Below are 24,289 nucleotides of genomic sequence, written 5' to 3'. Positions count from 1 at the left end.
AACCGTTATCTGCCTATGTATGGGCAAAGGAGGAACATGAATGCCTAAGTTACGGTCGCCGGAGGCGAAGCCGCTCGTACGCAAAGCGACTGCCGATCCGAAAGCGAAGCTCTCGTCCCGCCAGTCGCAATCCGCCGCGGCGAAAGCCGCATCCGGAAAAAATAAAAAAGACGTCGCCAAAGACGACATCGTTCATCTGCACCAAAGCGGCGAAACGGCAGCCCCTGTCGTGCGCCACGTGCCTTGGTGGGTATTCCCGCAGGAACGCGGCCTGTTCGGCGGATTGTTCGGAGGGGGCGGCGGACCGGGCGGCATTTTCGGAGGAGGACCCGGGGGACCGGGTGGACCGGGTGGACCGGGTGGACCGGGTGGACCGGGTGGACCGGGGCCGTTCCCGCCCGGACCTTTCCCGCCCGGACCGTTCCCGCCAGGGCCGTTCCCGCCAGGGCCGTTCCCGATTCCGATTCCGATCCCGATTCCGATTCCGCCGCCGTTCCCGCCTCATCCCGTGCCGCCGCCCGCCTTTATTACCGTCCGGATTTTCGGGGGCGCCGCGTTCCCTAGGGTCAATTACACGAACTACATTCCTTTCTATCCCGGCATCACGATTCGCCAGGCGTTGGAATCGACCGGACTCGTCGGCTTCGGGCCGTTCGGCTTCATTCGCAACGTCGCCGGCATCCCGATCGGAGGCAACACGGAAGTGCGCGTGAATTACAACGGCCGGGTCATTCCGCAGACGGTGCTTAACGCGCCCGCCGAACCCGGCAGCTTCGTTACCCTCGAGCTCTTTTACGGCCTGACGGGAGCCGTTCCGATTCCGCTCTGATCGAATCGCCTCCTTCGCTTTCCACTTCCTGTTCCACCTTGCGGCGGAACAGGAAGGGAACGGCGAGCGCCACGGCGAACACCGCGCCCGCGATGACGACGTCCTTCCAGCTCCCCTTCGAGAAGCTCGCTCCCAAGAAGTTGTAAGCGAACGTCCCCGGCAAGGTGCCGATGATCGTCGCCGGCAGGAAAGCCCGCAAGCTCACCCTCGCCGCTCCCGCTGCGTAACTGACGAGATCGAACGGCACGAACGGCGCGATCCTTAGCAGAAGCACCATCGTGAATCCGCGTCTTTGCATCGCCCGTTCGATCGACGCGAGCCTCGGATCGTCTTTCCCCTTGAATAAGCCCGCCCCTATTTTCCTAGCGAGAAGAAAAGAGAGAACCGCGCCGGTCACCGAACCGATCAGCGTGTACCCCATGCCGTACCAGGTTCCGAAAGCCAGTCCTCCGGCCATCGACATGACCGACGCGGGAAACAGGATGAACGGACGCGCGATATACATGCCGATATACAACGCCGGAGCCATCCAACCGAAGCTGAGCACCCATTCCCTGATCGACTCCGGATTTGCCTTCAAGTATGTAAAATCGATCCAAAGCAATGCCCCAACGATGACCGCGATCAGCGCCACTTTCCACATCAACGATCGGCTCATGCGAAGCGCCCCCTTCCTGTCTTTGCCAATTTCTTCTTTAATTCAAGTTCAAAAGTTCGGTTTTCAGCACCGAGAAGGTTGAAAGAAGCTAGGGAATGAGGATCGGAGCGTAGGCAAACCTACGTGAGAACCGGAAGTCCCGGCTGAATTCAAGATTCGATGCAGTATAAGCTCCCAGATATACTTCGTGATCAAAATCGGACTTTTTGAACTTACATCTCAGTATCGTACACAATTCGGGCACCTATAAGCAACGCTGGCAAGCCCTGAAGCAGGGCAATCGCTTACGAAAACGCGAGACCGCCATCCGATAAGGGATAACCGTCAAAATGACCGTTGTCAATAAAAAAACGACATCTTAGTAGATGGTTAACGGTCAAATTGTCGGTTAAAGTTCCCATTTGCCTTGTCTATTGGGGGTTGTAGAGGACTTAACGGTCAAGATGACCGTTATGTAGGGGGACGGGTTCTCTAAAAGGTCATAACGGTCAAAATGGCGGTTATCGCATCCGTCGACTTGACCTAAACGACTCCTGCCGATCCATTGATCTCGTAAGCGATTGCCCTGAGCCCGGAAGAAATTGCTTCTCTATGCCTTCCATTTCGACTACACTGAAAGGGAGCGAATTCGCTCTTGGCTTCCACATTTGTCGAAATTAGGTGATTTTCGAATGCGCGACAACTTGCTCCTTCTGCTGGGCCCGGGCTTCGACGGGTTGAACCGCTCGCTGCAGGAAGAAATCTACCGCGAATTTTACCGATTCCTCTATCGTCCGATCTATTCGATGATCAATGACCACTCCGCCGCGGAAGACATCATTCAGGAGTCCTTCCTGACCGCCGTCAGCAAGCGCCCTTCCGTCGAGAGCGATGAACATATGAAGGCTTGGATTAAAGTCGTCGCCAAAAACCATACGATCAACCACCTTCGCAAAAGGCGCAAATTCCGTAACGACATCAGCTTGGAGTTCCACTGGGACAAGGGCGGACAAGCTGCTTACGCGACGCCGTCGTTCGAGCAGGAGGTCGTCGCGAAATCGCTCGAGGAGCAGGTTTCCCGCCATCTGCTGGACATGAAGCCCGAACAACGAACTTTAATCGAGCTTAAGTGGAAACAAGGCATGTCCTACAAAGAAATCGCCGCCGAAGTTCAGGATACGGAATCGGCGGTCAAACATAAGCTTCACAGGGCTCGCAGCTACTTAAGGAGAATGCTGAATGGGGAAGGGGGGAACCGCGATGAGTAAAGCGGGTTTCGAACAAGGGTTCGAGGCTGCGTTCGACGCCGCTTTCGAGACGGACGCGGGCGACCGCGATTTCGCGACCCCCGACCCTTCCGCTTCCTGGAGGATCGTGCAGGAACGGCTCGCCGCGCGGCGCAGGCGAACCGGACTGCGTTCCGCGATGACCAAACTCGGCATCGTCGCCGCTTCCCTTCTCGTCGGTGCGCTCCTCTTCGGCAATACCGACGCGGCCAAAGCGATCGACCCCGTCTATACGAAAATCAAAACGTACCCGTCGGGCGTCATCGCCTATTTCTTCGGCCGCGATAGCGACGAAGAGGCCGCCAAGGCGAAGACGCCTCCGCCGCCCGATTATTTGGAAGGATTGACGATCGATCGCGTAGACGGCGACTTCGTCTACGCGATCGCGACGCAACAACAGGCAAGCCGGATGTTATCGTTTACCGCGCCGGCGTTCCGTTATGTTCCCGACGGTTACGCCTTGCACGAAACGCAACTCGAATTCGCGAATCATAAAGAAAAGGCGGACTACGTCTACTATTCGTTCATGAACGACCAAGGCAACTTCTTTTCGGTCGGTCTGCGTCAACTCCCGCCCAACTCGGGCATCGGTCCCAGCATCTCCGCCGAAGGCGTCAACGTCGAACAAATCCAACTCAGCGATTCCGCCGCCACGTTGACGACGACCGATCGATCGAGCAGCATCGAATTGTTGAATAAGAATGGCCTTTATATCCTCATATCCGGGTTGCTAACCCGGGATCAGGTGATCCGGATTTACGAAGAGATGTGGGACTGAGCTTAAAGAGACCGCCCTATCGGACGGTCTCTTCTTCGTTTATCTCGTCTTGAAATTGAAATGAAACGGGATGTTCATCTTCGCGTTCCGGTTATCGGCGATTCTGCCGGTCAGAATGATCTCGATCGAATTCCTCGGTCCTAATGTTTCCGATTCGTCCTTCCTGTAGATCAACAGCGTGCGACGTTCGGTTTCGTACCGGTAAAGGAAGCGGTCGGAGATGAGCCGCCCCCCATTGTTCCCGTCCAAGACGAGAATATTCCTCATGTTGAGCGTAAGCCGGTTCATTTCCTTCCGGAAAGCGATCGAAATCAGCGTCGAATCGGGCACGTCCTCCGATTCCGGCTGAGGATGGGTTTCGCGAATCCAATCGTCCCAATGGCCCATCAGCTTGCCAGTACCGAATTGCTGGTCCGCGTCCCCTCTTCGTATACCGCTCCATTCATGACCCAGTGGACGGTCCGGGCCCGATAATAATAACCCGCCGTTAAGGAATAGCTCATCGCGGTCGAATAAGAGTTTCTAGACGTCGCGCTTTTCATCGTGCCCGCGCTTACCGTATCCCATGAAGTTCCGTTCCATTTCTGCAAATAAAAAGTAATGCCGATCGTATCGACGGTTTGAGTCGCGTAAGTCGCCGCGCTCGCGGTAAGGGTGCTGCCCGATACGGTCGCGCTCACCGTGCCGTTGTCCAAATACTGATCGTTCGGATTAAAAACGCTGTTCGGCTCTACGATCGGCGCCGACGTCAACGCCAGCGGCGTCGCTGCCGATGTCGTCGGCTGTCCGGCCGAGCTTACCGGTTGGCCATCCTCGGCGTAAGACGTTCCCGCGAACAAGCCGATCGAAGCGTACGCCGCGATTGACGCCAAGCCGCATGCCTTTAACGCGAATCCCATTGCTTTCCCTATCATAGGCCTTCCGCCTTCCCGTTGTCGTAGTTGTACAAAGTATACACAACGGAAAAAACAAAAGGTTGCAACATCAATCGACAAAATATTGCATTATTCTAAGCAAAATACAATGATTTTTTTATGAAGAGCTCTTCCTCTTGTTGTAAATGTCGAATCCGACGGCCAACATCAGCACGAGACCTTTGATCACTTGCTGCCTATCGATGCCGACGCCGATCAACGACATGCCGTTGTTCATCACTCCCATAACGAGACCGCCTACGATCGCTCCCATGACGGTTCCGATGCCGCCGGATGCGGAGGCGCCTCCGATAAAGGCGGCCGCGATCGCGTCAAGCTCGAAGTTGACGCCCGCCTTCGGCGTTGCCGCGTTCAACCGGGCGGCGAAGATCAGGCCGGACAGCGCGGACAGCGCGCCCATGTTGACGAATACCCAGAAAGTGACGCGTTTCGTTTTCACCCCGGACAGCTTCGCCGCTTTCTCGTTGCCCCCGAGCGCGTACGTGTGACGGCCCATGACCGTTCTTTTCATGACGAACGAGTACACGACGACAAGGAAGAAAAGGATAATCAGGATGAAAGGAATCCCTTTATATTCGGCCAGAACATACGTGAATACGTTGATGACGGCTACGATGGCTGCCAGCTTCAAAATAAACCAAGGCAATGGCAGGATGTCGAAGCCGTATTTCGATTGGGTGCGGCGGTTCCGGATTTCCTGTAATACCGTTAACAGCGATAAGCCGATGCCGATCACGATCGAAAGCATGTGCAGCTTCCCGTCCGCGAAGTCCGGAAGGAAACCGTTGCTCATTTTCTGGAACTCCTTCGGGAAAGGAGCGATCGATTTTCCGTCCAGAATATCCATCGTGAGGCCGCGGAAAATGAGCATCCCGGCCAACGTCACGATAAAAGAAGGAATCTTCATATAGGCGATCCAGAACCCTTGCCACGCGCCCGCAAGCGCTCCGATCAGCAGCGATAGCACGATAGCGACATAATACGGCATACCGTAATCGACCATCATAATAGCCGCGAAGGCGCCGACGAACGCCGCGATCGAACCGACGGACAAATCGATATGACCCGTTATGATAACGAGAACCATTCCGATCGCTAGCACCAGAATAAAGCTGTATTGCTGGATGATATTCGTGATGTTCAGCGGCTTCAACAATATGCCGTCCGATTGCACCTGAAACAGGACGGTGATAACGACCAGCGCGACGATCATGCCATATTGCCGCACGTTATTTTTGAGCATGCTTTTTAGAACTTCCATCGCTTTACTCCCCCTTGCCTTTGGTCATATACTTCATTAATTGTTCCTGCGTCGCGTCCTCCCGGTTCACTTCCCCGGTGATTCGGCCTTCGCTCATCATATAGATCCGGTCGCACATCCCGAGAATTTCCGGCAGCTCCGACGAAATGACGAGCACACCTTTGCCTTCCGCGGCCAGTTGATTGATGATCGTGTAGATTTCGTATTTGGCGCCGACATCGATGCCGCGGGTCGGCTCGTCCAGAATGAGAATGTCCGGCTCGGAAAAAATCCACTTGCTCAGCACGACCTTCTGCTGATTGCCGCCGCTGAGGTTGCCGGTTATTTGCAGGACGCTTGGCGTCTTGATGTTCATCTTCTTGCGGAACGACTCGGCGACGACGACCTCCTCGTTCTCGTTCACGACGGTCCGGCGCGATATTTTTTTCAGGCTGGTCAACGAGATGTTCCGTTTAATGTCGTCGATCAGGACGAGGCCGTAATGCTTCCGGTCTTCGGTCACGTAAGCAACGCCGTTATCGATCGCCTCGCTGATCGAGCGGAATTGAACCTCCCGGCCGTCCTTCAGGATTTGACCGCTGATCCCGCGGCCGTAACTCTTCCCGAAGATGCTCATCGCGAGCTCGGTCCGTCCGGCGCCCATCAATCCGGCGATGCCGACGATTTCGCCTTTACGGATATGGAAATGTACGTTGTCGATGACTTTGCGGGCCTGGTTCGGATGGTATACCGTCCAATTTTTCACTTCGAAAATCGTGCCGCCGATTTTCGGGTCGCGTTCGGGATACCTCTGCGTCAACTCCCGGCCGACCATTCCTTTGATGATTCGGTCCTCGGTGACTTCGTCCGCGCGCATGTCGAGCGTCTCAATCGTTTTCCCGTCTCGCAGAATCGTAATGGAATCCGCCACTTTGGCGATTTCGTTCAATTTATGTGAGATGATAATCGAGGAAATGCCTTGCCCTTTCAATTGAAGAATGAGCTTCAGCAAGTTCTCGCTGTCTTCCTCGTTAAGCGCCGCGGTCGGCTCGTCCAGAATGAGCAGCTGCACTTTCTTGGACAAGGCCTTGGCGATTTCGACCAACTGCTGCTTGCCGACGCCCAGGCTTGCGATAAGAGTGTTCGGGTTTTCGTTCAGTCCGACGGTCGCGAGCAATTCTCTCGTCCGTACGATCGTTTCGTTCCAATCGATGACGCCGCCACGCTTCTGTTCGTTGCCGAGGAAAATATTTTCCGCTATGGACAAGTAAGGAATTAAGGCAAGCTCCTGATGGATAATTACGATGCCCACATTTTCGCTTTGCTTGATATCCTTGAACTCGCACGTTTTGTTTTTGTATAGAATATCGCCTTCGTAGGAGCCGTACGGATAGACGCCGCTTAGCACCTTCATTAAGGTGGACTTGCCTGCTCCGTTCTCCCCGCAGAGAGCGTGAACCTCGCCTTCCATGACCTGCAATTGCACGTCCTCCAGCGCCTTGACGCCGGGAAACGTCTTCGTGATCTTGCGCATTTCCAGAATCGGAACGGACATTCCGTCACCCCGCCTTCCTTGATTAAAGTAGAAATGATTTAGCGACGGCCGCCAGGCGGCTATCGCTAAATCATTCGAAGGGCTTCCCGTTACCGAATCTTTATTTCAGCTGGTCTTCGGTAAAGTAGCCGCTGTCGACCAACACTTCTTTGTAGTTCGCTTTGTCGACGGAAACCGGTACAAGCAGGTAGGAAGGAACGACCTTCGCGCCGTTGTCGTACGTTTTCTCGTCGTTCACTTCAGGTGTGCCGCCCGTCAGAACGGCGTCTGCCATTTTAACTGCGACTTTGGCAAGCTCGCGGGTGTCTTTGAAAATCGTCGACGTTTGTTCGTCGGCGAGAATCGACTTCACGGAAGCGAGCTCGGCGTCTTGTCCCGACGTGACCGGCAGAGGTTTGTCCGCGGAGCCGTAGCCGACGCCTTTCAGCGAGGACAAGATGCCGATCGTAATGCCGTCGTACGGAGACAATACGGCGTCCAAGTTGGCGGAAGTATAGTTCGCGGACAACAAGTTATCCATGCGGGACTGGGCTACGCCGCCATCCCAGCGAAGGGTTGCGACTTGGTCGAATTTCGTTTGGCCGCTTTTGACGACTAGCTTGCCGCTGTCGATGTAAGGCTTCAGCACGCTCATCGCGCCGTCGAAGAAGAAGTACGCGTTGTTATCGTCCGGAGAGCCCGCGAACAACTCGATGTTGAACGGCCCTTTGCCGTCTTTCAGCCCGAGCTTCTCTTCGATGTACGAAGCTTGCAGAACGCCGACCTTGAAGTTGTCGAACGTCGCGTAGTAGCTGACGTGCTCCGATTTCTTGATCAGACGGTCGTAAGCGATGACCGGAATGTTCGCGTCCGCCGCTTTTTGCAGCACCTCCGTCAACGACTCGCCGTCGATGGAAGCGATAACAAGCAGTTTTACGCCTTTGGTGATCATGTTCTCGATCTGGGAAACTTGGTTCTCGATGACGTCTTCGCCGTATTGGAGATCCGTCTTATAGCCGAGCGCTTCGAATTCCTTCACCATGTTCGCGCCGTCGTTCACCCAGCGTTCGGACGATTTGGTCGGCATCGCGATGCCGATCGTGCCTTTTTCTCCTGCGGCCGATTGGCTGCTTTCGGAAGGTTGGGCGTTATTGCCGCCGCTGTTGCCGTTGTTGCCATTGTTGCTGCCGCACGCGGCGAGAAGAAGCATGAATGCGAGTGTGAGAGCAATTAAGGAATATTTCTTCATCTTTTTCTAGTTCCCCTTTCGTTATTTGGACTAGATCAAATTTATCATGGGAGCACGATCGGGTCTTTCGAGGATAACGACAACTTTTTTCAAAAAACAAACCATTCTCGCGAGTGAAGAATGGTTTTGGTTTATTCTGGGTCTTCTTCGTAAGATTCGCCTTTGCGATACCGGATCGGGGACACGCCGACCGTCTTCTTGAACACGGTGCTGAAGTAGTGCTGGGATTCGTAGCCGACGCTTTCCGCGATGTCGGCCATGCCGCGATTCGTCGAATCGAGCAGCTTGACCGCCATGGCGATGCGGATTTGCGTCAGCAGCGCGACGAAGCTCGTTCCCATCTCCTGCTTGAACAATCGGCTCAAATAGACGGACGACACGCCGATCGACTTGGCCGTCATTTCGAGGGAAAGAGCGGGATCCCCGTAATGATCGCGCAAATATTGCCTGGCTCTTCTCACGAGCGGGGAGATCGCCGCTTCCTTGTATACGCCTCCGCGCGCCTTGTCGTAAGCTGCGGCGACTCCCCCCGCCTCGCTGTCCGCCGGCTCCGCATGAACGATGATTTGAAGCTTCAAGTATTCGACGACCGCTTGCTCGACGGCATGGAACAAGGCGACGTCCCGGGTATCCCAGACGATCAGACAGATGAAGCCGAGAGCGTTGCGAAAGACGACGACCGGGTGCGGAGAGACGATTTCCGTCGCGATGTTCTCGATCCCGAACAGCATAAGCTGGCGCTCCCGTTCCGGACGGACGGAGTGGCCGAGATCGATCTCGGGCCAACGTATGATGCCCAGCATCGCGGGCGGCTTATCCGGCAATTCGAGAAACCGCAGCTGCTCGATCACTTCCTGCTCGCTAAGCGCGTTCTCGATCCACTCGTTGCAAAACCTCTCGCGAAGCAGCGGGATATTTTTGCGAATTTGCCGCGAAGCGAGCTCGATGTGCTTCTCCTGCTCATGCGCTTGCTCCAGCTCTAGCTTGATCTTCCGCAACACTTCTGCCAGATGCGCCGGATTAACCGGCTTCAACAAATATTCGGCCACGCCGAAACGGACCGCTTGCTGCGCGTAATTGAACTCGTCGTGGCCGGTGATAATCACGATTCTGCACGCCGGAAGCACCTGCATCACGTTCTGGATGAGCGTAAGTCCGTTCATGATCGGCATGTTGAGATCGACGAGCATCACATGGACGCCCAAAGAGGTCGCCAGCTCCAGCGCTTCTTCGCCATCCTCCGCTTCCGCGACGACGCGCATACCGAGCGTTTCCCAATCGACGGCTTCCCGGATGCCTTCCCGGATAATCGGTTCGTCGTCGGCGAGGATCACTTTCCAGCTTGTCTCGTTCATGAGCGATTTTCCTCCCCTTGAAGCGGATAAGTTAACGTTACGCTCGTGCCGACTCCCGGTTCGCTCTTCACTTCGATGCCGCTTTCCGCGGTTCCGTAAGTCAACCGCAGACGGGCTTGAACGTTGGACAACCCGTAACCCGAGCCCGTGCTCTCGGACTGAACCTTCGTCGCCGGATCTTCCAGCAGCATGGTTCTCATTTTCGCGAGCGCGGCCTCGTTCATCCCGACCCCGTCGTCGATGACCGTCAACCGAATATGCCGATCCTCTATCGCGCTTTTCACCTGAATGCGTCCGGGACCCCGTCGTTCCTTGATGCCGTGGTAGATCGCGTTCTCGACGATCGGCTGCAGGATCACCTTCAGCACCGGGATATGGGCCATATCCGGATCCAGCTCCAGCGAGTATTGGAGCTTGTCCTTATAACGGAGCTTCTGGATTTGCAAATAGCTGTGAATGTGCTCGAATTCCTCGGCTAGCGGGATGAACTCGTTACCTTTGCTCAGACCGATGCGGAACAGCTTCGATAACGCCTCGACCATCTCCGAGACGTCGTTCGCCCCTTGCTTGAGGGCCATCCAGTGGATCGTATCCAGCGTATTGTACAGAAAATGCGGCTTGATCTGGGCTTGCAAGATCCGCAATTCGGCTTCGCGTTTCTGCCGCTCCTGCTTCTCGGTCAAGTGCAGCAAATCGTTGATCTTCGTCAGCATTTTGTTGTAGCTGCGGCCCAGCATCCCGATCTCGTCCATCGCGTCGCCCCAGTATCTCGTCGTCAGATCGCCCGACTCCGCCCTATGCATGAAGTCCTTGAGCCTTTGAATCGGACGCGAGATGCCGTGCGATAACATGAAAGACGCCGTAATGCCGAGCAGGCAGACGACGAACACGAACAAGCCGACGTACAACCGGATTTGCCTGACTTCGGGAGCCGCCTCTTTCGTGGAAAAAACCCCGATCGTCGACCAATTCGTAAACGTCGATTGGCGGAAAATGAACTGTAGCTCCCGCCCGCCCACTGTCTTGACGAACTGTCCGGAAGGTTGCCCTTGTATCCACTCGAACGGAATGGACTGAAATCCGAGCTGCTTGGGCACGTAGATCGGCGATCCCGTGTCGTCCATGACCATCAGAAGACCCGTTTTGCCTAGCCGAACGTCGTGCGCCGCTTCGACGATGACCCGCAGCTTCAAGTCGATCAGCACGACCCCCATCACCTTCTGCGTGTCCGGATCGAGAATCGCCCTGACGGCGGAGACGACTTCGTCGTCCTTATAATTCGCATGGGTCGTCACGCTGCGTCCGTAAGGATGTCCGATGATCTTAAAAATGCCTTTGCTCGCGACCGCTTCCTGATACCATGTCTCCAGCGTGAGGTCCTTGGAAGAGGACCGCGCGTACATGTCGTTGCTCAAATATTCGCCGCGCGAATTAACGACGAGCATGCCTGCGATTTCCGTTTGCAGCGTAGAGAAACCTCTCATGAATTCCAAAGCGACGTCTTTCGTCGATTGAACCGGTCTGTTCTCATAGAGAAATTGGCGGACTTGCGGATTATAACTCATCAAATAAGTCGTATTCTGAACGTTGCCGACGTAAAACTCCAGCGAACGGTTCACCTTCGAGATCAATTGCAGCGTATTCTCGTTCATCTGCCGTTCGATCGTCCGGTTGACGACCCAATCGGTCAATACGCCCAGCACGAGGGAAGGCAATATCGTGATCAGCAAAAAATGGACGAGCAGCTTGTACCGGATCGGCATATTTCCCGGCAGCAGCCTTCGCCAGAACGAGCGGTTTTGTCGGTTATCGGAATGCACGGTCGATCCTCCCCGCTTCTCATTTGGCGTAATAGTTCTCTACATTAGCCCGCGTAACGATCGTAATGCCGGTATCGATGAAGGGCGGGAGCGGATGCGCTCCGTTCATGTCCTCGCTGTCGGGCTGGACGATTCCGTGGTGCTGATGGAACAGCTCCATAAGCGACCAATAGCCCATATTCCACGTTCCTTGCGCCAAGGTCACGTTAATCGTCCCATCCTTGACCATATCCAGCGTACCTTTGTCGGTATCGAAGCCGATGACGATTTTTCTTTGTTCCTTCCCCATCTCCTTCAGCGCGAGCCCGATTCCGTAGCCGCCGTTCGCTTGCGTCGCGAAGAAGCCGTCCACGTCCGGATATTGCTCGATGATCGCTTTGGCCGCCTGCATGGAGCCTTGCACGCTGCCTTTCCCGTCCGCGATTTTTACGATGCGAATATTCGGGAATTCCGCCGCGATCGTCTCCGCGAAGCCCTTCGTCCGCTGCTCGTGGTTCAACTGGTTCGGCTGCGTGATGATCGCGGCTTTGCCGCGTCCGTTCGCAAGCCGCCCGAATTGCCGCGCGGCTTGCGCGCCCGCGCTATAATTATCCGTCCCGAGGAACGAGTACGCTTTGCTGCCCGGCGCGCCCGAATCGAACAGGACGACGGGAATGCCGGCATTTATCGCCTTGTCTATCGTTACGTTTAACGCTTCCGGGTTGATTGCCGTAATGGCGATGCCCGCCGGTTTCTTCGCGATGATCTGCTCCAATACCGTGATTTGCTCGTTCGCGTCGTATTGGGTCGCGCCCCTGAACTCCGGCGTCACGTTCAGCGTCCGCGCCGCGTCCTCGAAGCCTTTCATGATGCTGCGCCAATAATCCAGCCCCGATTGGAACGTGACCATCACGTATCTATCTTCGATGTCCCCGACGAGTCCGTTCGAGTTCTGGTCCCATTTGTACTGCTTGTCCTCCGGAATGCCGAAGTACCAGAAAAAGAGCATGAACATACAAGTCACGAGTCCATATACGATGAACAAAACCGATTTTTTCACCGGACGGCTCCTTTCTTCCGCTTCGATCCCCATAGGTTTGCTTCCTTTCCCTCCCATCATAGGAGGGAAAGCCGGCCGAAGTCTTTTCACGGAAACGCACATTTTTTGCGTTTTTTTACTAAGTCCCGCATGCCTTCCGCCCCATAGATTGCCCATCATGCAAAAAAAGGCTGCACCGGCGATTGATAGCCGCGTGCAGCCTTCATCTCTTGCGGATTGGAGCCATTATAGCATACCCGCCACTTGTACGTACCAGCTCGTTCGCTGCGGCATGACATGTCCTTTTCACCCGTCGACCCGAAATATGGTATAGTTTGATTAATTTAATCCGGAGGTTCGACGATGCCGAACGAAATGATCTACTCATCCGAATTTATCGATATTCGCGCCGACAACGACAAAAAGCAAGTGCACATCGAGCTGTCCACGAGCGGATACCGTCCGAAATACGTCTCCCTGTTCGTCGAAGACGCCGCCGAGCTCGACAGAATCATCGCCGCGCTGCAACGCGCCAAATCCGCTCTCGCCTAACGCAAGGACTGACATAGGAGGAAATCCCTTTGAACATCACTTACAAATACAGCGACTATTTGACTCGGGCGCTGCGAGGTTATCACCACAATTCGTTGCGCTTCTGGCTGTCGAACAGCCTCGGGCTCGCCGTCATTCTGCTCGAAATCGTCGCTTACGCCTTCACCTCGAACGCGTCGTTGCTGTGGATCGCCTTGTTCGTCCTCGTCATTCTCGGTCTCTCGTATGTGACCGCCGCTTTCTGGCAGCCCGCGAAGCTGTCGACCGATCCGACTTACCGCAAGACGTTCGCAATCTCCGTCGGCGAGGACGACATCCGCCTCAGCTCGGAAGACGTGAATTCGGAAGCGAGCTGGGATCTCGTCAAAAGCGTCTGGGAGACGAAAGCGTTCTACTATATCTTCCTCGGCAAAAAACAATTCTGGATCGTGCCTCGCGACCGATTCGATAACGCCGAAGAAGAGGAGCGCTTCCGCCGAATCGTCGGCAAGCATCGCGAAATCCGCAGCGGCCTGATCCGATAATTCGATAGGGAAACCGTATCTTGGAGAATCGTCCTTCAGGCCGTTATTCGGCCGCCGAAGGGCGGTCCTTTTCGATTTGCGCGAACGTAAATCCGTTCATTCCGTCCGCGACGAGATCCGCCTCCGAGAAATCCATCCGCGCCGTCATCCGGTTCGGAACGGCGACCGCGAACAACCCGGCGGCTTTGGCCGCCCGCAGGCCGTTGACGGAATCCTCGACGGCGACCGCCTCTTCCGCCCTGACGCCGAGCTTCCGGACGGCCAGACGGTACAGCGCCGGATCGGGCTTGACCCGTTCGACGTCGTCGGACGTGCACACCGCGGAGAAATAGTCGCGGATCCCTTGCCGGCGCAAGTGGCTCTCGATCCACTCCCGGTTCGAGCTCGACGCCAAACCGATCGTCAAACCCGACCGCCGCGCTTCTTCCAGACGCTCCATTACCCCCGGCAACAAGCCGAGCTTAAGCGCCGTCTCGACGTGTTGCGCTTCGAATCTCGCTTTTAACGCTTTCCTGTCTATCGGCCGCCCCGTCAGCCTTTCCAATTCGCCGTAGACGTCGAAGGCGTCGTGCGTGCCGATGTTGCGCTCCCAGTCCGTCAGCGGCAGCCTTTGGCCATGCTCCCCGTAGATTTCGGCGAAGACGTCGTACGCGCATGTTTCCGTGTCCATAAGCGTTCCGTCGAAGTCGAATACGACCGCTTTGATTGCCATTTCGCTCTCTCCCCTCTATGTATTCACCTATATTACATGAAAAGAGCTTGCTCACAAAGGCATGGATTATCGAGAAAGTCCGAACCAACGAGCATGAATCGTTTTTCTCCATACTGCCATTCACGCTTTTCCATTTGCGCCCCGACGTGCTAATCAAACTGTAAATTTGCAGGTTGCTTGGCTCGTTTATTCAAATGTTCGTGGACAAACTGCAAATATGCAGGCCAATTACTACTTTTCGCGAGAAACGCTCCATTTCGACTCAACAAACTGTAGTGGGTGCAGGTTGTAGAGTTATTTTGCCGATTAGGGAGGGATCAACCTGCACTTTTGCAGTTTGTCTGGCCGTAGAACGAATAGATTTTCATGACGTGCCACAAAATCGGCTTGTCTCCGATTTCGATCAGCGGCTTCGGCCGCAAAGCCGTTTCCTCGCTGATGCGGGTCCCTTAGCCTCCGTCGAGGATGACGACCTTCACGCTTCCTCCTCCTGCCCGGCGTATCCGCCGACCGTTATGCTGCTAGATTATTCTCCGGCGGGGCGCGGCGTATGGACAAGGGCGAGGGCGAAAGTCCAACCCTCGGATACGTGAACGCTCACCGATCATATTGCGAGAACCGTCGAAAAATCGTACGATGGAAACAAAGTTGATTATTGGAGACGATTTCCATGACGAGGCAACGCAGCAACGCCGTTTCCGGCGGGCGGGCGCCGTTCATCGGAGCAAAGCCTTCCCAAGCGCCGATCATCGGATCGCATCGCGAACGAGCCCCGATCGGCGATCACCGGGCGCCCCAGCAGGAGCCCACGTTGAACTTACAGCAATCGATAGGTAACCAGGCGACGCAGGAGCTCGGGTCGAACTACGGCATGTACGCGACGCTCCCAGACGAACAATTAGCACCTGAAACGCCTATCGACGCGGGGACTTCCGCTCCGACGCCCGTCCCGCCCGGGTATAGCAGCTATTCCGTGCCCGTTCCGATGCAAATGCCTTCGTCTACCGAATCGGGCGACGGAGGGTTCTATTCGGGGGACGGAGGGTTCTATTCGGGGGACGACGTCCACGTCGGAGGCGGCTCGGACACGGTCGCCGAAGACGACGATTCGTACTCGGACGGCGTATACGGCGGCAGTAATGCGACGGAGGTCGAACCTCGGCCGAAGCCGTCCCTTCCGCCCAAGCGGGTATCGGACAGCGGCTTAGAGATGGAGCCCAACAAAGAAGTCGCGTTCGACCAAACGGTCGTTCCGAAAGGGACGATCCACGGCGTCGATATCGATTCGACGACGTTCTACGCCGACGAAAGCCAGCGCGCCCAATACGGGAGAAGCTTCGACAAGCACGGCAAGATGAAGAATAAGACGGACGGAAGTTCGCTGAACACGATCGGCTCCGAGAGGGCCGCCGTGATGGGTTCAAGGCCGGACCGCCATATTTTCGTCATGGACGAGCAGGGCGGATTCCATTCCAACGATGCGATCAAGGAAAACCGCACCCGCTCCAAGCAAATCAAAGACGATCGAAAGGCGCAGATCACGAGCTTGGCCGATGAACCGGAGAAGCAGGAAATGCTGCGAAACCAGAAGCTTCCGAACATGGAGCGGTTCCATCATACGAGCTTCCTTGCCGGCCAGGATGTCGCGGGAGCGGGGGAGATGCAAGTTCGCGACGGGCAAGTCGAGCTCGTCTCCGACGCAAGCGGCCACTACATGCCCGAGTCGAGGCAGATGATGCAAACCGTTAAGCAGCTCCAGAAAAACAAAGTGTCGGTCGAGCAGCTCGGCGTCGAGTTCATCGGCAAGCCGCAATTCGAATACGAGACGGACATGGATACCGGCGAACACGCGAGGGACGAGGCGACCGGCAAGAAAATCCAAAAGCGCGACGAACACGGAAACAAAATTCGCCAGCGCGACGCCCAAGGCCGTGCCATCTCGACGAAGAACATGCAAGCTTCCGCGATGGAGCTTCTCGGCTATGAGAACCATACCCCGGACACTGCCGAAGAACAAATGCGCGAGATGCACGGGAAGAAAGACGGCGTGCTAAAGGAACTGCTCAGCAAGGTCAAACGGATCGAGCCCATCCCCGGCGTCCGCGACAAGAAAGACGCCGTCATGCAAGAACTGCTCGCCACGCGAGGGCAGACCGCGCCGACGTCCGAGAATGTCCCTTCGCCGAAGGCTTCCGACGGGTTCGGGCAATATCGCGGGAACAACGATATTTTCGACGTCCATAACCTGTCGGAGGACAGCGGCTACACGGAGGTCGACGAAAACGGGCGTCTGCCCGGCTTCCAAGGAGGCGACGACAGCTATTACGACGACGACGGCGCCGGAGTCATGGAGGGAATCGTTGATCGGGGTTATACGGACATTCAGGAGAACGGCGGATCCGAGGACAACGTGAATCACGACATTCAAGAAGAAGACGAAATCGTCGACCGAGGATACGGCTCGGGTTACGGCGTCCATATGTAACGGCCAATAGCGACCGCTTCGCGCAAAGATGAATCGCCCGAACCGTTCTCCTGAGGGAGCACGATTCGGGCGATTATCGTTGCAAGGACGATATTATAGAATCTGCCTTCTGCGAGCAGTTTCCGGCATCGCGCGCAGCCATTCGCCGTCGCGCTTCGCGCCGATGCCGTCCTCGAGCGAATAGACGACCTCGCCCCGGCTCAGCGTCAGGACGACGCGGGCGCGGAACCGCCTTCCGGCGTATACGCTTTGCCGATGGCGGTATTGAAGGTGCTCTTCCTTCAGCACGTAATCGGCGTTCGGATCGATCAACGCCAGATCCGCGTCCGATCCCACGGCGATTTTTCCTTTCCGGGGAGAAAGCCCGAACCGCTTGGCCGGCGCCTCGGACAAGAGCCGCGACAGAAGCGGCAACGGCAATCCGCGCGTGAAGTGTCCTTCGTCGATCATCAGCTCGAGCGTGCTTTGCGCGCCCGCGATTCCGCCCCAGACGGCGAAGTAATCGTCGCCTCCCAGCTTCATGCCGGGCGGGCAAGGAGAATGGTCCGATGCGACGAGGTCGATTTTGCCTTCGGCGATTCTCGCCCACAGCCCTTCTCTTTCCCTCAGGCCGCGAATCGGCGGGGCGCACTTCGCGAGCGCGCCGATCCGGTCCGCCTCCTCGTCGGTGAAGACGAGGTAATGGGGGCAAGTTTCCACCGTGACGTTCACGCCGTTCTGCTTCGCTTCCCAGATCAGGTCCACTGCCTGCGGACTGCTGATGTGGACGAGATGCAGCGGGCAATCCGTTCTCTCCGCGAACAGCAACACGCGACGTACGGCGTCGAGCTCGGCGGCAAGCGGCCGCGTTTCGCGGAAATCGGCCGACGTCCTGACTTTGCGGCCGCGGAACTTCTCGGACAGCGCGACGATGATTTCTTCGCTTTCGGCATGGACGGCGAGCACCTTGTTCAGGAGCGCGATCGCCTTCATTCCTTCGAACAGGGCGATATCGTCGACTTCCCTGAAACAGCCGTCCCCCGTTTCTCCCGGGTAGGACATGAATGCCTTGAACCCGATGACCCCGGCTCCCGCAAGAGCGCCAAGATCGTCCAGGTTGTTCGGCACGAGCCCGCCCCAAAGCGCGTAGTCGACGTAAGAGCCCGCGGAGTTCGCCGCTTCGAGCTTCTCTCTCAGCGCATCTTCGTTAACCGTCGGCGGCAGTCCGTTCAGCGGCATATCGATATAAGTCGTGCAGCCTCCTGCCGCGAGCGCGGCGGAGCCGGTTCTGAAGCCTTCCCAATCGCCCATCCCGGGCTCGTTGAAATGTACGTGGGCGTCTACGACGCCGGCCATGACGTACCGTCCCGCGGCATCGATCGTTTCCTTGGCCGGGAGCCGGATTTCTTGCGCGATTTCGGCGATCGCGCCGTCCTTGATGCCGATGTCCGCCACGGTTACGCGATCGGGCAACACGACTTGCCCGCCCCGGATGATCGTATCCAACATCCCTTCGTCTCGCATGCAATCCCCTCCCGCAGCATGACCTCAACCTAAAAAAGCCAACGTTATGTTATATAATATAACACAAGTTGGCTCGTTCACAAAAATCCGTATTTAATTCCCGCAAAATGTAATGATAAGTGACATATTCCGTCGTTAATCGAACCAGCCCTTCGCTTTGAACCACCCGTACATGCCCAGCCCGAGCCCCGCCATAACGCCCAACACGATGAAATAACCCGAATGCCATTCCAGCTCCGGCATGTGGACGAAGTTCATGCCGTACACGCCCGCGATGAACGTCAGCGGCATGAAGATCGTCGTCATGACCGTCAGTCTCTTCATGATCGAATTCATCCGGTTCGATCTCAGCGAATCGTAGCTGTCCCTCAGGTCGGCCGTCATCTCCCGGTTCGACTCGATCATCTCCGTCAGCTTCAGCAAATGATCGTAAATATCGGTGAAATAGGCGAGCCGCTCGTTTACCCCGGGAATTTTATTCGAGTTCAGCACCCGGTACAACAAGTCCCGCATCGGGAATACGGTCCGGCGGATCCGCAGCAGGTCGGCCCGGATGTCGTACACTTGCTCCGTCAGCGCCTGTATGTCGGCATCCCTCTCCCCCAGCGCCTCCAGGTCGTTCAATTGGTCTTCTATTTTGTACAGCACCGGAAAATACTGATCGACGAGCTTGTCCAGCAGCTTATAGGCGACATAAGTTTGATCGGTTCCGTCTTGCGCGACGGCCCTTCCGATCGCCCGGCCGACTTCCTCGACCTCTTGCGATGCGGCCAAGTGAAACGTCACGATGCCCCTCGGCCCGAGGAAGAAATCGACCTCTTCCGCTTCCTGCGTCTCAGGATTCAGCGAATGCAGCACGAAAAAATGGGTGTCGCCGTAATGATCGACCTTCGGCCTCTGAAGAAAGTGCAGGCAATCCTCGATCGCCAGCGGATGAAAACCGAAAAACTCGTCCAAGAGCCGGATCTCGTCGTCCGTCGGACAATCGAAATCCACCCAATACCATGCGATGTCGCCGTCGTTCAGACGCTCCAACGGGATACCCTCCACGCATTGCCGTTTATCGTTCACGGCCACCACTCGAAGCATTCCGCTCACCTCTCTTACGCCATTATGCGCCGAAGGCAAGACCTTGGCAACCTTTGCCGTTTTTGCTCGAACGGGAGCAGCCGCCTCATTGACTGTTGCCTTGCGATTCATTAAACTTAAACTAATTCTAAATTAAAAAAGGCCGGGTGGACGGATATGCGAAAAGCCGGAGCCATGACGTTGCAGCGCAAGAAAATTTACGATCTGCTCGCCTCCGCGGGGGACCATCCGACGGCGTCGGACATCATCGAAAGATTAAAGGCGGACGGTCACCAATTCGCTTACGCGACGGTGTACAATTCGTTGAAATATTTGACCGAAGAAGGCTTGATTCACGAGCTGAAGCTCGAGAACGGCGCTTGCCGGTACGACGCCCGGACGGACGACCACCAACACGTCGTCTGCACCGCCTGCGGCAAAGTGGAGGAAACATGCGTGCCGCCTCCCGCCGAGTGGCTTCGCGCCGTCGCGGAACAGACCGGCTTCGCGCTGGCGGAAGAACGCATTCTATTTAAGGGGGTGTGCGGCTCATGCAGCAGCAACGAGACAACGTCTTGAACGACCAAGGCTATTGCGTCATTACGAACCGAATCCTGATCGTAAGCCCGCGACCCGCGTCGCTTCGCTCCCTCGTCGCAGAGCTGGCTAATCGCTGCTACGACGTTCTGCTGCTCCATCATGCGGACGACCCGCTGCTCGGCATGGTGCAGGGGCACATCATCGTTATCGACCGGACGGCGGAATTGCCGCAGTCGATGAGCGCCGCGCTTCCCGCGAAAGGAACGTCTCCCGTCCTCGCCCTCGTCTCTTCGATGGACGCGGCCGTTCCCGAAGGCGAACAACGCGTCGTCTGGCCGGGATCGATCGACGACGTCTACGCCGTCATCGAACGGCTCGCCTCGGACGCTTCGCTGCTTCCCGGGGAGCACCGGACGTTCCTGTTCAAGGAACTTTCCCTCGACGCCGAGCGAATGACGGTTGCCCGCGCCGGATCGCGCGTCGACTTGACGAAGACGGAATACGACCTGCTGCGGGCGATCATGGCCGGGGGCGGCAAAGTGATGAGCCGTCAAGCGCTCATGAACGAAGTGTGGGGCGAATCGTATTTCGGAGGCAGCAACGCGGTCGACGTCCATATCCGCAGCTTGCGCAGCAAACTCGGGGACGACCCGAAGGAACCGCGGTATATCGCGACGGTCCGCGGCGTCGGCTATCGGCTCGCGGACGAATAACGGACGTTTACCGACGCTCCCCGTATGGATCGGCGTTCGCGGAAGCACATTATGGCTATCCGCTTTCCGAAGGGAGGATGCGCCATGTCCAAGCAACAGGGCCAATCGAGGAAAAACACGAAAACGAAAACGTCCGACAAGAAAAGCCACGGCAACAACGCCAATTCGGGGAACGATTAAAGAAGGCGAGGGATACGATTGACGGGACGCAACAACAAACCGGACAACGACGGCCCCGCCGCCAGCCCGGGCAGGCTGGATCAATTCGGCAGCAAGCTGGCCGAGGACAACGAAGAAGAATACTCGTCCGCCCTCGATCAAGCTGAACGAGCATGCGAGGCCGAGAACGAGCCGGATCATTAAACGAAACGGCCCCGGCAGTCATCGATGATGACGTCCGGGGCCGTTTATTATAGCGAGATCGCCTCAAGCTTACGCGTGGACGGCGGATTCCGCTTCCTCGAGGAAACGTTCGCAGTCTAGCGCCGCCATGCAGCCGGTTCCAGCGGCGCTGATCGCCTGGCGATATTTGTTATCCTGCACGTCGCCGCAGGCGAAGATGCCGGGAACGTTCGTCTCCGTCGTGCCGGGATTGACGAGCAAGTAGCCGGTTTCGTCGGTATCGAGCTGATCTTCCAGGAATTTCGTGTTCGGAGTATGGCCGATCGCCACGAACAGGCCGTTCGTCTCGATGACTTCTTCGATTCCCGTCTCGTTGTTACGCACTTTTAGTCCGGTGACGCCGAGCGGTCCGCTGACGACTTCAAGCGGAGTGCGGTTCAGGTTCCAGCTGATTTTCGGATTGTTGCGAGCGCGGTCCTGCATGATCTTGGAAGCGCGCAGCTCGCTGCGACGGTTCACGAGAACGACCTCGGACGCGAACTTCGTTAAGAAATGCGCTTCCTCCATCGCCGAATCCCCGCCGCCGACGACGATGATTTTCTTGTTGCGGAAGAAGAAGCCGTCGCAAGTCGCGCACGTGCTGACGCCGCGGCCGACGTTGTCGCGTTCTCCCGGAATGCCGAGGTACTTGGCCGAAGCGCCCGTGGAGATGATGAGCGTCTCCGCCTCGAGCTCCCCTTGGCCTTCCACTTCGAGCTTGAACGGACGCTTGGACGTGTCGACTTTATTGACCCAGCCGGTGCGGAATTCCGCGCCGAACCGTTCGGCTTGCTTGCGCATGTTCGCCATGAGCTCCGGGCCCATGATGCCTTCCGGGAAGCCCGGGAAATTTTCCACTTCGGTCGTCGTCGTCAATTGTCCGCCCGGTTCTGGACCTTCGATGACGAGGGGGTTCAAGTTGGCGCGAGCCAAATAAATCGCGGCGGTCAGTCCCGCCGGTCCGGTGCCGATGATGATCGTTTTGCGCATGTGGGAAACACTTCCTTCATATGAGATGTCCGAGTATAGAAAAATCATACCTTATGCGAGCCGAAGCTGCATGAAGGTATGATGAAAATTGTATGAAGGTTTGATGAAGGAGTATTATTGGGGCGGCTTAAGTCGCGTCGATTTATCGCGCATTCATAAATGCTTCGATCGCGACCCTGTCCGGAATCGATACTTGCGCGCCATGGGCGGTAACCGCCAGCGCCGCTGCGGCGGAAGCGAACGATAACCGTTCCCGTACGGACAGGCCTTCTGTCAGAGCGCAGGCGTAAGCCCCGATGAACGTATCTCCCGCCGCCGTCGTGTCGACTGCCTTCACCCGGTAAGCTTCCCTTCGCTCGGCGATGCCCGACGCGTCCTTATAATAGCAGCCGCCCGATCCGAGCGTCACGATGACCGCTTGGATGCCTCGCCCGAGCAGCACGTCCGCCGCCGCTTCCGCGCCGTTCGGATCATCGCCGACCTTCGTTTCCGCGATCTCCTCGGCTTCGGTTTCATTCAGGATCAGCGTATGGATGCAAGGATAGGCCTCAGTCGGAATCGGACGCGCGGGAGCCGGATTATAGATCACTTTGACCGCTCCTTTTTGCGCTTCCCGAAGGACGTAAGCGTTGACCTCCCACGGAATCTCATTCTGCAGCAGCGCGATCCGCGCCCGGCTTGAGAATTCTCTCGCGTCGTCCGGCGTCAGTTGTCCGTTCGCGCCCTCCGATAAAATAATGCTGTTCTCTCCGCTTCCGTCCACCGTGATAAACGCAAGCCCGGACGTGCCGGCCTTGCGAGCAACCGACGCCGTGTCGACGCCGCTGCGGTCGAGGGAAGCGATCAATTCACCCGAAAAGACATCATCTCCGACGGCCCCGACCATCGCCGTGCCGGCGCCCGCGCGGGCCGCGGCCACCGCTTGGTTCGCGCCTTTGCCCCCTGGGTAATACGACGTAGACAAGCCGTGAATCGTCTCGCCAGGTCGCGGATGCTCCCGAACTTCGTTGACGATATCCATATTGATGCTGCCTACGACCGAAATCGCGACTTGTTGCCGGGGTTGCGTCACGATAACGTCTCTTTTCTCATAAACCGTTTCAAGCTTTCCGCCAAATTCTCGTTCGTCCAACGAATGTGCCCCTCGTCCTCGTATTTTCGAAAAGAGCATTCGATAACGAGGATCAGATCGAGAAATAGATCGTACAGCTCTCGTCTGGCCAGCTCGGCCGGCGTCGCCGGAGCTCTGCCGTAGCCCCTCCTGAAACCCGGAGACGGATTGAACTTGCCGAAGTAATGCTCGATAAGAGGGTCGCCCCACATCGCCCGTTCGAAGTCTACGATACCGGTAATTCGGCCGTCCTTCACGAACACGTTGCCGTCCCATAGGTCCCAATGCGCCAGCCTCGGCTCCGTCACCTCGTCCAGAACGTGCAGCCGGCGGCCGATTTCCCTCTCCAGCTCTTCGTAAGGAACCGGTAGCTCGACGCTCATCTCCTTGCCGTCCTCGAGCACGCCGTAGATCATCTCCGCGAACGCCTCCCGCCACGTCGCGTGATCGGGGCGCGCGTAATAACCGAATCGCGGCCCCTTGACCTCGTTAATTCGACGGTTCAGCTCCCCGAGTTGAACCTCGATCGCGTTACGATCCGCTTCCGGCAATTCGCCTTTGACCTTGTTGTAGGGCGTTCCCTCCATGTAGGACATGACGAAGTATTCGACGGGCAACACCCGCAACGTATCGTCGTAAGCGTAGAGGCTCGGAATCGGATAAGTCGGGTCCGCCTCGGCCAACTGCCGCATCGAATGGACTTCCGTCCTCATCGTATCGACTTCGCACCTCATAAGCCGTACTTCCGAAGACGGACGCGCCTTCAGGACGACCCGCCGGCCGTCGTCGAGCTCGATCGCGTAAGCGCTGTTCGCCCAGCCGTCGGCCAGTTCTTCGATGTTCCTGATCTCCCGGTTAAAGATCGGCTTGACGGCTCTATTCAGCTGATCTTCGGTAAGCTTGGATTTGTACGCGCCTTCCACGATGACGTCCCCTTTTCCTTTTTGCATTTCTGCTCGGTTTTCCCATTCGACTCTATTATAAAAGAACAATTCCCGGTTGACAGCATCCGGAAATTGTTCTTTTTCT

The 24,289-nt window shown here is 56.7% G+C and carries 24 protein-coding genes and 1 pseudogene; 9 read left to right on the top strand and 16 right to left on the bottom strand.

Annotated elements, in window-relative coordinates:
• Positions 1-40 precede the first annotated feature (40 nt).
• On the top strand, positions 41-829 hold the full coding sequence (locus ACFPPD_RS18665) for a hypothetical protein (protein ID WP_209749210.1): 789 nt from the start codon (positions 41-43) through the stop codon (positions 827-829).
• Here the strand turns inward: ACFPPD_RS18665 and ACFPPD_RS18660 are convergent.
• Positions 777-1,487 (bottom strand): TVP38/TMEM64 family protein, encoded by a 711-nt coding sequence (locus ACFPPD_RS18660; RefSeq protein ID WP_209749209.1) that lies wholly within the window; start codon positions 1,485-1,487, stop codon positions 777-779. The genes ACFPPD_RS18665 and ACFPPD_RS18660 overlap by 53 nt on opposite strands.
• 671 nt (positions 1,488-2,158) lie before the next feature.
• Between ACFPPD_RS18660 and ACFPPD_RS18655 the strand changes: the two genes are divergently transcribed.
• Positions 2,159-2,734, top strand: a complete 576-nt coding sequence (locus ACFPPD_RS18655) for an RNA polymerase sigma factor (protein ID WP_209749208.1) — start codon at positions 2,159-2,161, stop codon at positions 2,732-2,734.
• Positions 2,727-3,530 carry a DUF4367 domain-containing protein gene (locus ACFPPD_RS18650; protein ID WP_209749207.1) on the top strand — a complete coding sequence of 268 codons (804 nt, stop codon included), beginning with the start codon at positions 2,727-2,729 and terminating at the stop codon, positions 3,528-3,530. The genes ACFPPD_RS18655 and ACFPPD_RS18650 overlap by 8 nt, the downstream gene beginning before the upstream one ends.
• Before the next feature lie 39 nt (positions 3,531-3,569).
• On the opposite strand, the gene ACFPPD_RS18645 is transcribed toward ACFPPD_RS18650, so the two are convergent.
• The 8 genes from ACFPPD_RS18645 to ACFPPD_RS18610 form a co-directional block, all read right to left on the bottom strand.
• Positions 3,570-3,917 (bottom strand): hypothetical protein, encoded by a 348-nt coding sequence (locus tag ACFPPD_RS18645; RefSeq protein ID WP_209749206.1) that lies wholly within the window; start codon positions 3,915-3,917, stop codon positions 3,570-3,572.
• Positions 3,917-4,444, bottom strand: a complete 528-nt coding sequence (locus ACFPPD_RS18640) for a hypothetical protein (protein WP_209749205.1) — start codon at positions 4,442-4,444, stop codon at positions 3,917-3,919. Before ACFPPD_RS18640 ends, ACFPPD_RS18645 begins: the two co-directional genes overlap by 1 nt.
• A gap of 118 nt (positions 4,445-4,562) precedes the next feature.
• Positions 4,563-5,726, bottom strand: a complete 1,164-nt coding sequence (gene mmsB / locus ACFPPD_RS18635; RefSeq protein WP_209749204.1) for a multiple monosaccharide ABC transporter permease — start codon at positions 5,724-5,726, stop codon at positions 4,563-4,565.
• Between the two features lie 4 nt (positions 5,727-5,730).
• The gene (gene mmsA, locus ACFPPD_RS18630) at positions 5,731-7,260 is read right to left on the bottom strand and encodes a multiple monosaccharide ABC transporter ATP-binding protein (protein ID WP_209749203.1); all 1,530 of its coding nucleotides are present in this window, start codon (positions 7,258-7,260) and stop codon (positions 5,731-5,733) included.
• Between the two features lie 100 nt (positions 7,261-7,360).
• On the bottom strand, positions 7,361-8,488 hold the full coding sequence (gene chvE / locus ACFPPD_RS18625) for a multiple monosaccharide ABC transporter substrate-binding protein (protein ID WP_209749202.1): 1,128 nt from the start codon (positions 8,486-8,488) through the stop codon (positions 7,361-7,363).
• 131 nt (positions 8,489-8,619) lie between these two features.
• The gene (locus ACFPPD_RS18620; protein WP_209749201.1) at positions 8,620-9,843 is read right to left on the bottom strand and encodes a response regulator; all 1,224 of its coding nucleotides are present in this window, start codon (positions 9,841-9,843) and stop codon (positions 8,620-8,622) included.
• The gene (locus ACFPPD_RS18615) at positions 9,840-11,663 is read right to left on the bottom strand and encodes a cache domain-containing sensor histidine kinase (protein WP_378082840.1); all 1,824 of its coding nucleotides are present in this window, start codon (positions 11,661-11,663) and stop codon (positions 9,840-9,842) included. The genes ACFPPD_RS18620 and ACFPPD_RS18615 overlap by 4 nt, the downstream gene beginning before the upstream one ends.
• A 19-nt stretch (positions 11,664-11,682) precedes the next feature.
• Entirely contained in the window at positions 11,683-12,702 is a 1,020-nt protein-coding gene (locus tag ACFPPD_RS18610) for a substrate-binding domain-containing protein (protein ID WP_378082837.1), read from the bottom strand.
• 342 nt (positions 12,703-13,044) lie between these two features.
• Here ACFPPD_RS18610 and ACFPPD_RS18605 point away from each other — a divergent pair, with 342 nt between their 5' ends.
• Positions 13,045-13,233 carry a hypothetical protein gene (locus tag ACFPPD_RS18605; protein WP_209749200.1) on the top strand — a complete coding sequence of 63 codons (189 nt, stop codon included), beginning with the start codon at positions 13,045-13,047 and terminating at the stop codon, positions 13,231-13,233.
• A gap of 29 nt (positions 13,234-13,262) precedes the next feature.
• Positions 13,263-13,757 (top strand): YcxB family protein, encoded by a 495-nt coding sequence (locus tag ACFPPD_RS18600; protein ID WP_209749199.1) that lies wholly within the window; start codon positions 13,263-13,265, stop codon positions 13,755-13,757.
• Between the two features lie 43 nt (positions 13,758-13,800).
• Here ACFPPD_RS18600 and ACFPPD_RS18595 read toward each other — a convergent pair whose 3' ends face one another.
• On the bottom strand, positions 13,801-14,469 hold the full coding sequence (locus ACFPPD_RS18595) for an HAD family hydrolase (RefSeq protein ID WP_209749198.1): 669 nt from the start codon (positions 14,467-14,469) through the stop codon (positions 13,801-13,803).
• Between the two features lie 338 nt (positions 14,470-14,807).
• A pseudogene (locus ACFPPD_RS18590) lies at positions 14,808-14,909 on the bottom strand (glucose-1-phosphate cytidylyltransferase); the annotation flags it as partial.
• A 230-nt stretch (positions 14,910-15,139) separates the two neighbouring features.
• Between ACFPPD_RS18590 and ACFPPD_RS18585 the strand changes: the two are divergent.
• Positions 15,140-16,954, top strand: coding sequence for a hypothetical protein (locus ACFPPD_RS18585; protein WP_209749197.1), 1,815 nt, complete (start codon positions 15,140-15,142; stop codon positions 16,952-16,954).
• Between the two features lie 93 nt (positions 16,955-17,047).
• Here ACFPPD_RS18585 and allB read toward each other — a convergent pair whose 3' ends face one another.
• Positions 17,048-18,457, bottom strand: coding sequence for an allantoinase AllB (gene allB / locus ACFPPD_RS18580; protein ID WP_378082833.1), 1,410 nt, complete (start codon positions 18,455-18,457; stop codon positions 17,048-17,050).
• A 135-nt stretch (positions 18,458-18,592) separates the two neighbouring features.
• A complete protein-coding gene (gene corA, locus ACFPPD_RS18575; protein WP_209749196.1) occupies positions 18,593-19,546 on the bottom strand; it encodes a magnesium/cobalt transporter CorA in 954 nt (317 codons plus the stop codon).
• Between the two features lie 156 nt (positions 19,547-19,702).
• Here corA and ACFPPD_RS18570 point away from each other — a divergent pair, with 156 nt between their 5' ends.
• The 3 genes from ACFPPD_RS18570 (at position 19,703) to ACFPPD_RS18560 (ending at position 21,141) form a co-directional block, all read left to right on the top strand.
• Entirely contained in the window at positions 19,703-20,104 is a 402-nt protein-coding gene (locus tag ACFPPD_RS18570) for a Fur family transcriptional regulator (RefSeq protein WP_209749195.1), read from the top strand.
• A complete protein-coding gene (locus ACFPPD_RS18565; protein ID WP_209749194.1) occupies positions 20,077-20,778 on the top strand; it encodes a response regulator transcription factor in 702 nt (233 codons plus the stop codon). The genes ACFPPD_RS18570 and ACFPPD_RS18565 overlap by 28 nt, the downstream gene beginning before the upstream one ends.
• Before the next feature lie 198 nt (positions 20,779-20,976).
• Positions 20,977-21,141, top strand: coding sequence for a hypothetical protein (locus ACFPPD_RS18560; protein WP_209749193.1), 165 nt, complete (start codon positions 20,977-20,979; stop codon positions 21,139-21,141).
• 69 nt (positions 21,142-21,210) lie between these two features.
• Here ACFPPD_RS18560 and trxB read toward each other — a convergent pair whose 3' ends face one another.
• From trxB to ACFPPD_RS18545, 3 genes are all read right to left on the bottom strand, one after another.
• Entirely contained in the window at positions 21,211-22,149 is a 939-nt protein-coding gene (gene trxB, locus ACFPPD_RS18555; protein WP_209749192.1) for a thioredoxin-disulfide reductase, read from the bottom strand.
• Between the two features lie 142 nt (positions 22,150-22,291).
• Positions 22,292-23,221 carry a ribokinase gene (gene rbsK / locus ACFPPD_RS18550; RefSeq protein ID WP_378082830.1) on the bottom strand — a complete coding sequence of 310 codons (930 nt, stop codon included), beginning with the start codon at positions 23,219-23,221 and terminating at the stop codon, positions 22,292-22,294.
• Entirely contained in the window at positions 23,218-24,210 is a 993-nt protein-coding gene (locus ACFPPD_RS18545; RefSeq protein WP_209749190.1) for a phosphotransferase family protein, read from the bottom strand. The genes rbsK and ACFPPD_RS18545 overlap by 4 nt, the downstream gene beginning before the upstream one ends.
• Positions 24,211-24,289: the final 79 nt, after the last annotated feature.

The sequence above is a fragment of the Cohnella suwonensis genome, assembly GCF_042655365.1.
GTDB classification, from domain to species: domain Bacteria; phylum Bacillota; class Bacilli; order Paenibacillales; family Paenibacillaceae; genus Cohnella; species Cohnella suwonensis.
Note: the sequence above shows the minus strand (reverse complement) of the source record. Positions and strands in the feature narration are given on the sequence as shown.

Bases quoted from the DNA above. Each gene is read 5' to 3' on its own strand.
- ACFPPD_RS18665 (WP_209749210.1), top strand. From the start codon at position 41: ATGCCTAAGTTACGGTCGCCGGAGGCGAAGCCGCTCGTACGCAAAGCG.
- ACFPPD_RS18660 (WP_209749209.1), bottom strand. From the start codon at position 1,487: ATGAGCCGATCGTTGATGTGGAAAGTGGCGCTGATCGCGGTCATCGTT.
- ACFPPD_RS18655 (WP_209749208.1), top strand. From the start codon at position 2,159: ATGCGCGACAACTTGCTCCTTCTGCTGGGCCCGGGCTTCGACGGGTTG.
- ACFPPD_RS18650 (WP_209749207.1), top strand. From the start codon at position 2,727: ATGAGTAAAGCGGGTTTCGAACAAGGGTTCGAGGCTGCGTTCGACGCC.
- ACFPPD_RS18645 (WP_209749206.1), bottom strand. From the start codon at position 3,917: ATGGGCCATTGGGACGATTGGATTCGCGAAACCCATCCTCAGCCGGAA.
- ACFPPD_RS18640 (WP_209749205.1), bottom strand. From the start codon at position 4,444: ATGATAGGGAAAGCAATGGGATTCGCGTTAAAGGCATGCGGCTTGGCG.
- mmsB (WP_209749204.1), bottom strand. From the start codon at position 5,726: ATGGAAGTTCTAAAAAGCATGCTCAAAAATAACGTGCGGCAATATGGC.
- mmsA (WP_209749203.1), bottom strand. From the start codon at position 7,260: ATGTCCGTTCCGATTCTGGAAATGCGCAAGATCACGAAGACGTTTCCC.
- chvE (WP_209749202.1), bottom strand. From the start codon at position 8,488: ATGAAGAAATATTCCTTAATTGCTCTCACACTCGCATTCATGCTTCTT.
- ACFPPD_RS18620 (WP_209749201.1), bottom strand. From the start codon at position 9,843: ATGAACGAGACAAGCTGGAAAGTGATCCTCGCCGACGACGAACCGATT.
- ACFPPD_RS18605 (WP_209749200.1), top strand. From the start codon at position 13,045: ATGCCGAACGAAATGATCTACTCATCCGAATTTATCGATATTCGCGCC.
- ACFPPD_RS18595 (WP_209749198.1), bottom strand. From the start codon at position 14,469: ATGGCAATCAAAGCGGTCGTATTCGACTTCGACGGAACGCTTATGGAC.
- ACFPPD_RS18585 (WP_209749197.1), top strand. From the start codon at position 15,140: ATGACGAGGCAACGCAGCAACGCCGTTTCCGGCGGGCGGGCGCCGTTC.
- allB (WP_378082833.1), bottom strand. From the start codon at position 18,457: ATGCGAGACGAAGGGATGTTGGATACGATCATCCGGGGCGGGCAAGTC.
- corA (WP_209749196.1), bottom strand. From the start codon at position 19,546: ATGCTTCGAGTGGTGGCCGTGAACGATAAACGGCAATGCGTGGAGGGT.
- ACFPPD_RS18570 (WP_209749195.1), top strand. From the start codon at position 19,703: ATGCGAAAAGCCGGAGCCATGACGTTGCAGCGCAAGAAAATTTACGAT.
- ACFPPD_RS18565 (WP_209749194.1), top strand. From the start codon at position 20,077: ATGCAGCAGCAACGAGACAACGTCTTGAACGACCAAGGCTATTGCGTC.
- trxB (WP_209749192.1), bottom strand. From the start codon at position 22,149: ATGCGCAAAACGATCATCATCGGCACCGGACCGGCGGGACTGACCGCC.
- ACFPPD_RS18545 (WP_209749190.1), bottom strand. From the start codon at position 24,210: ATGCAAAAAGGAAAAGGGGACGTCATCGTGGAAGGCGCGTACAAATCC.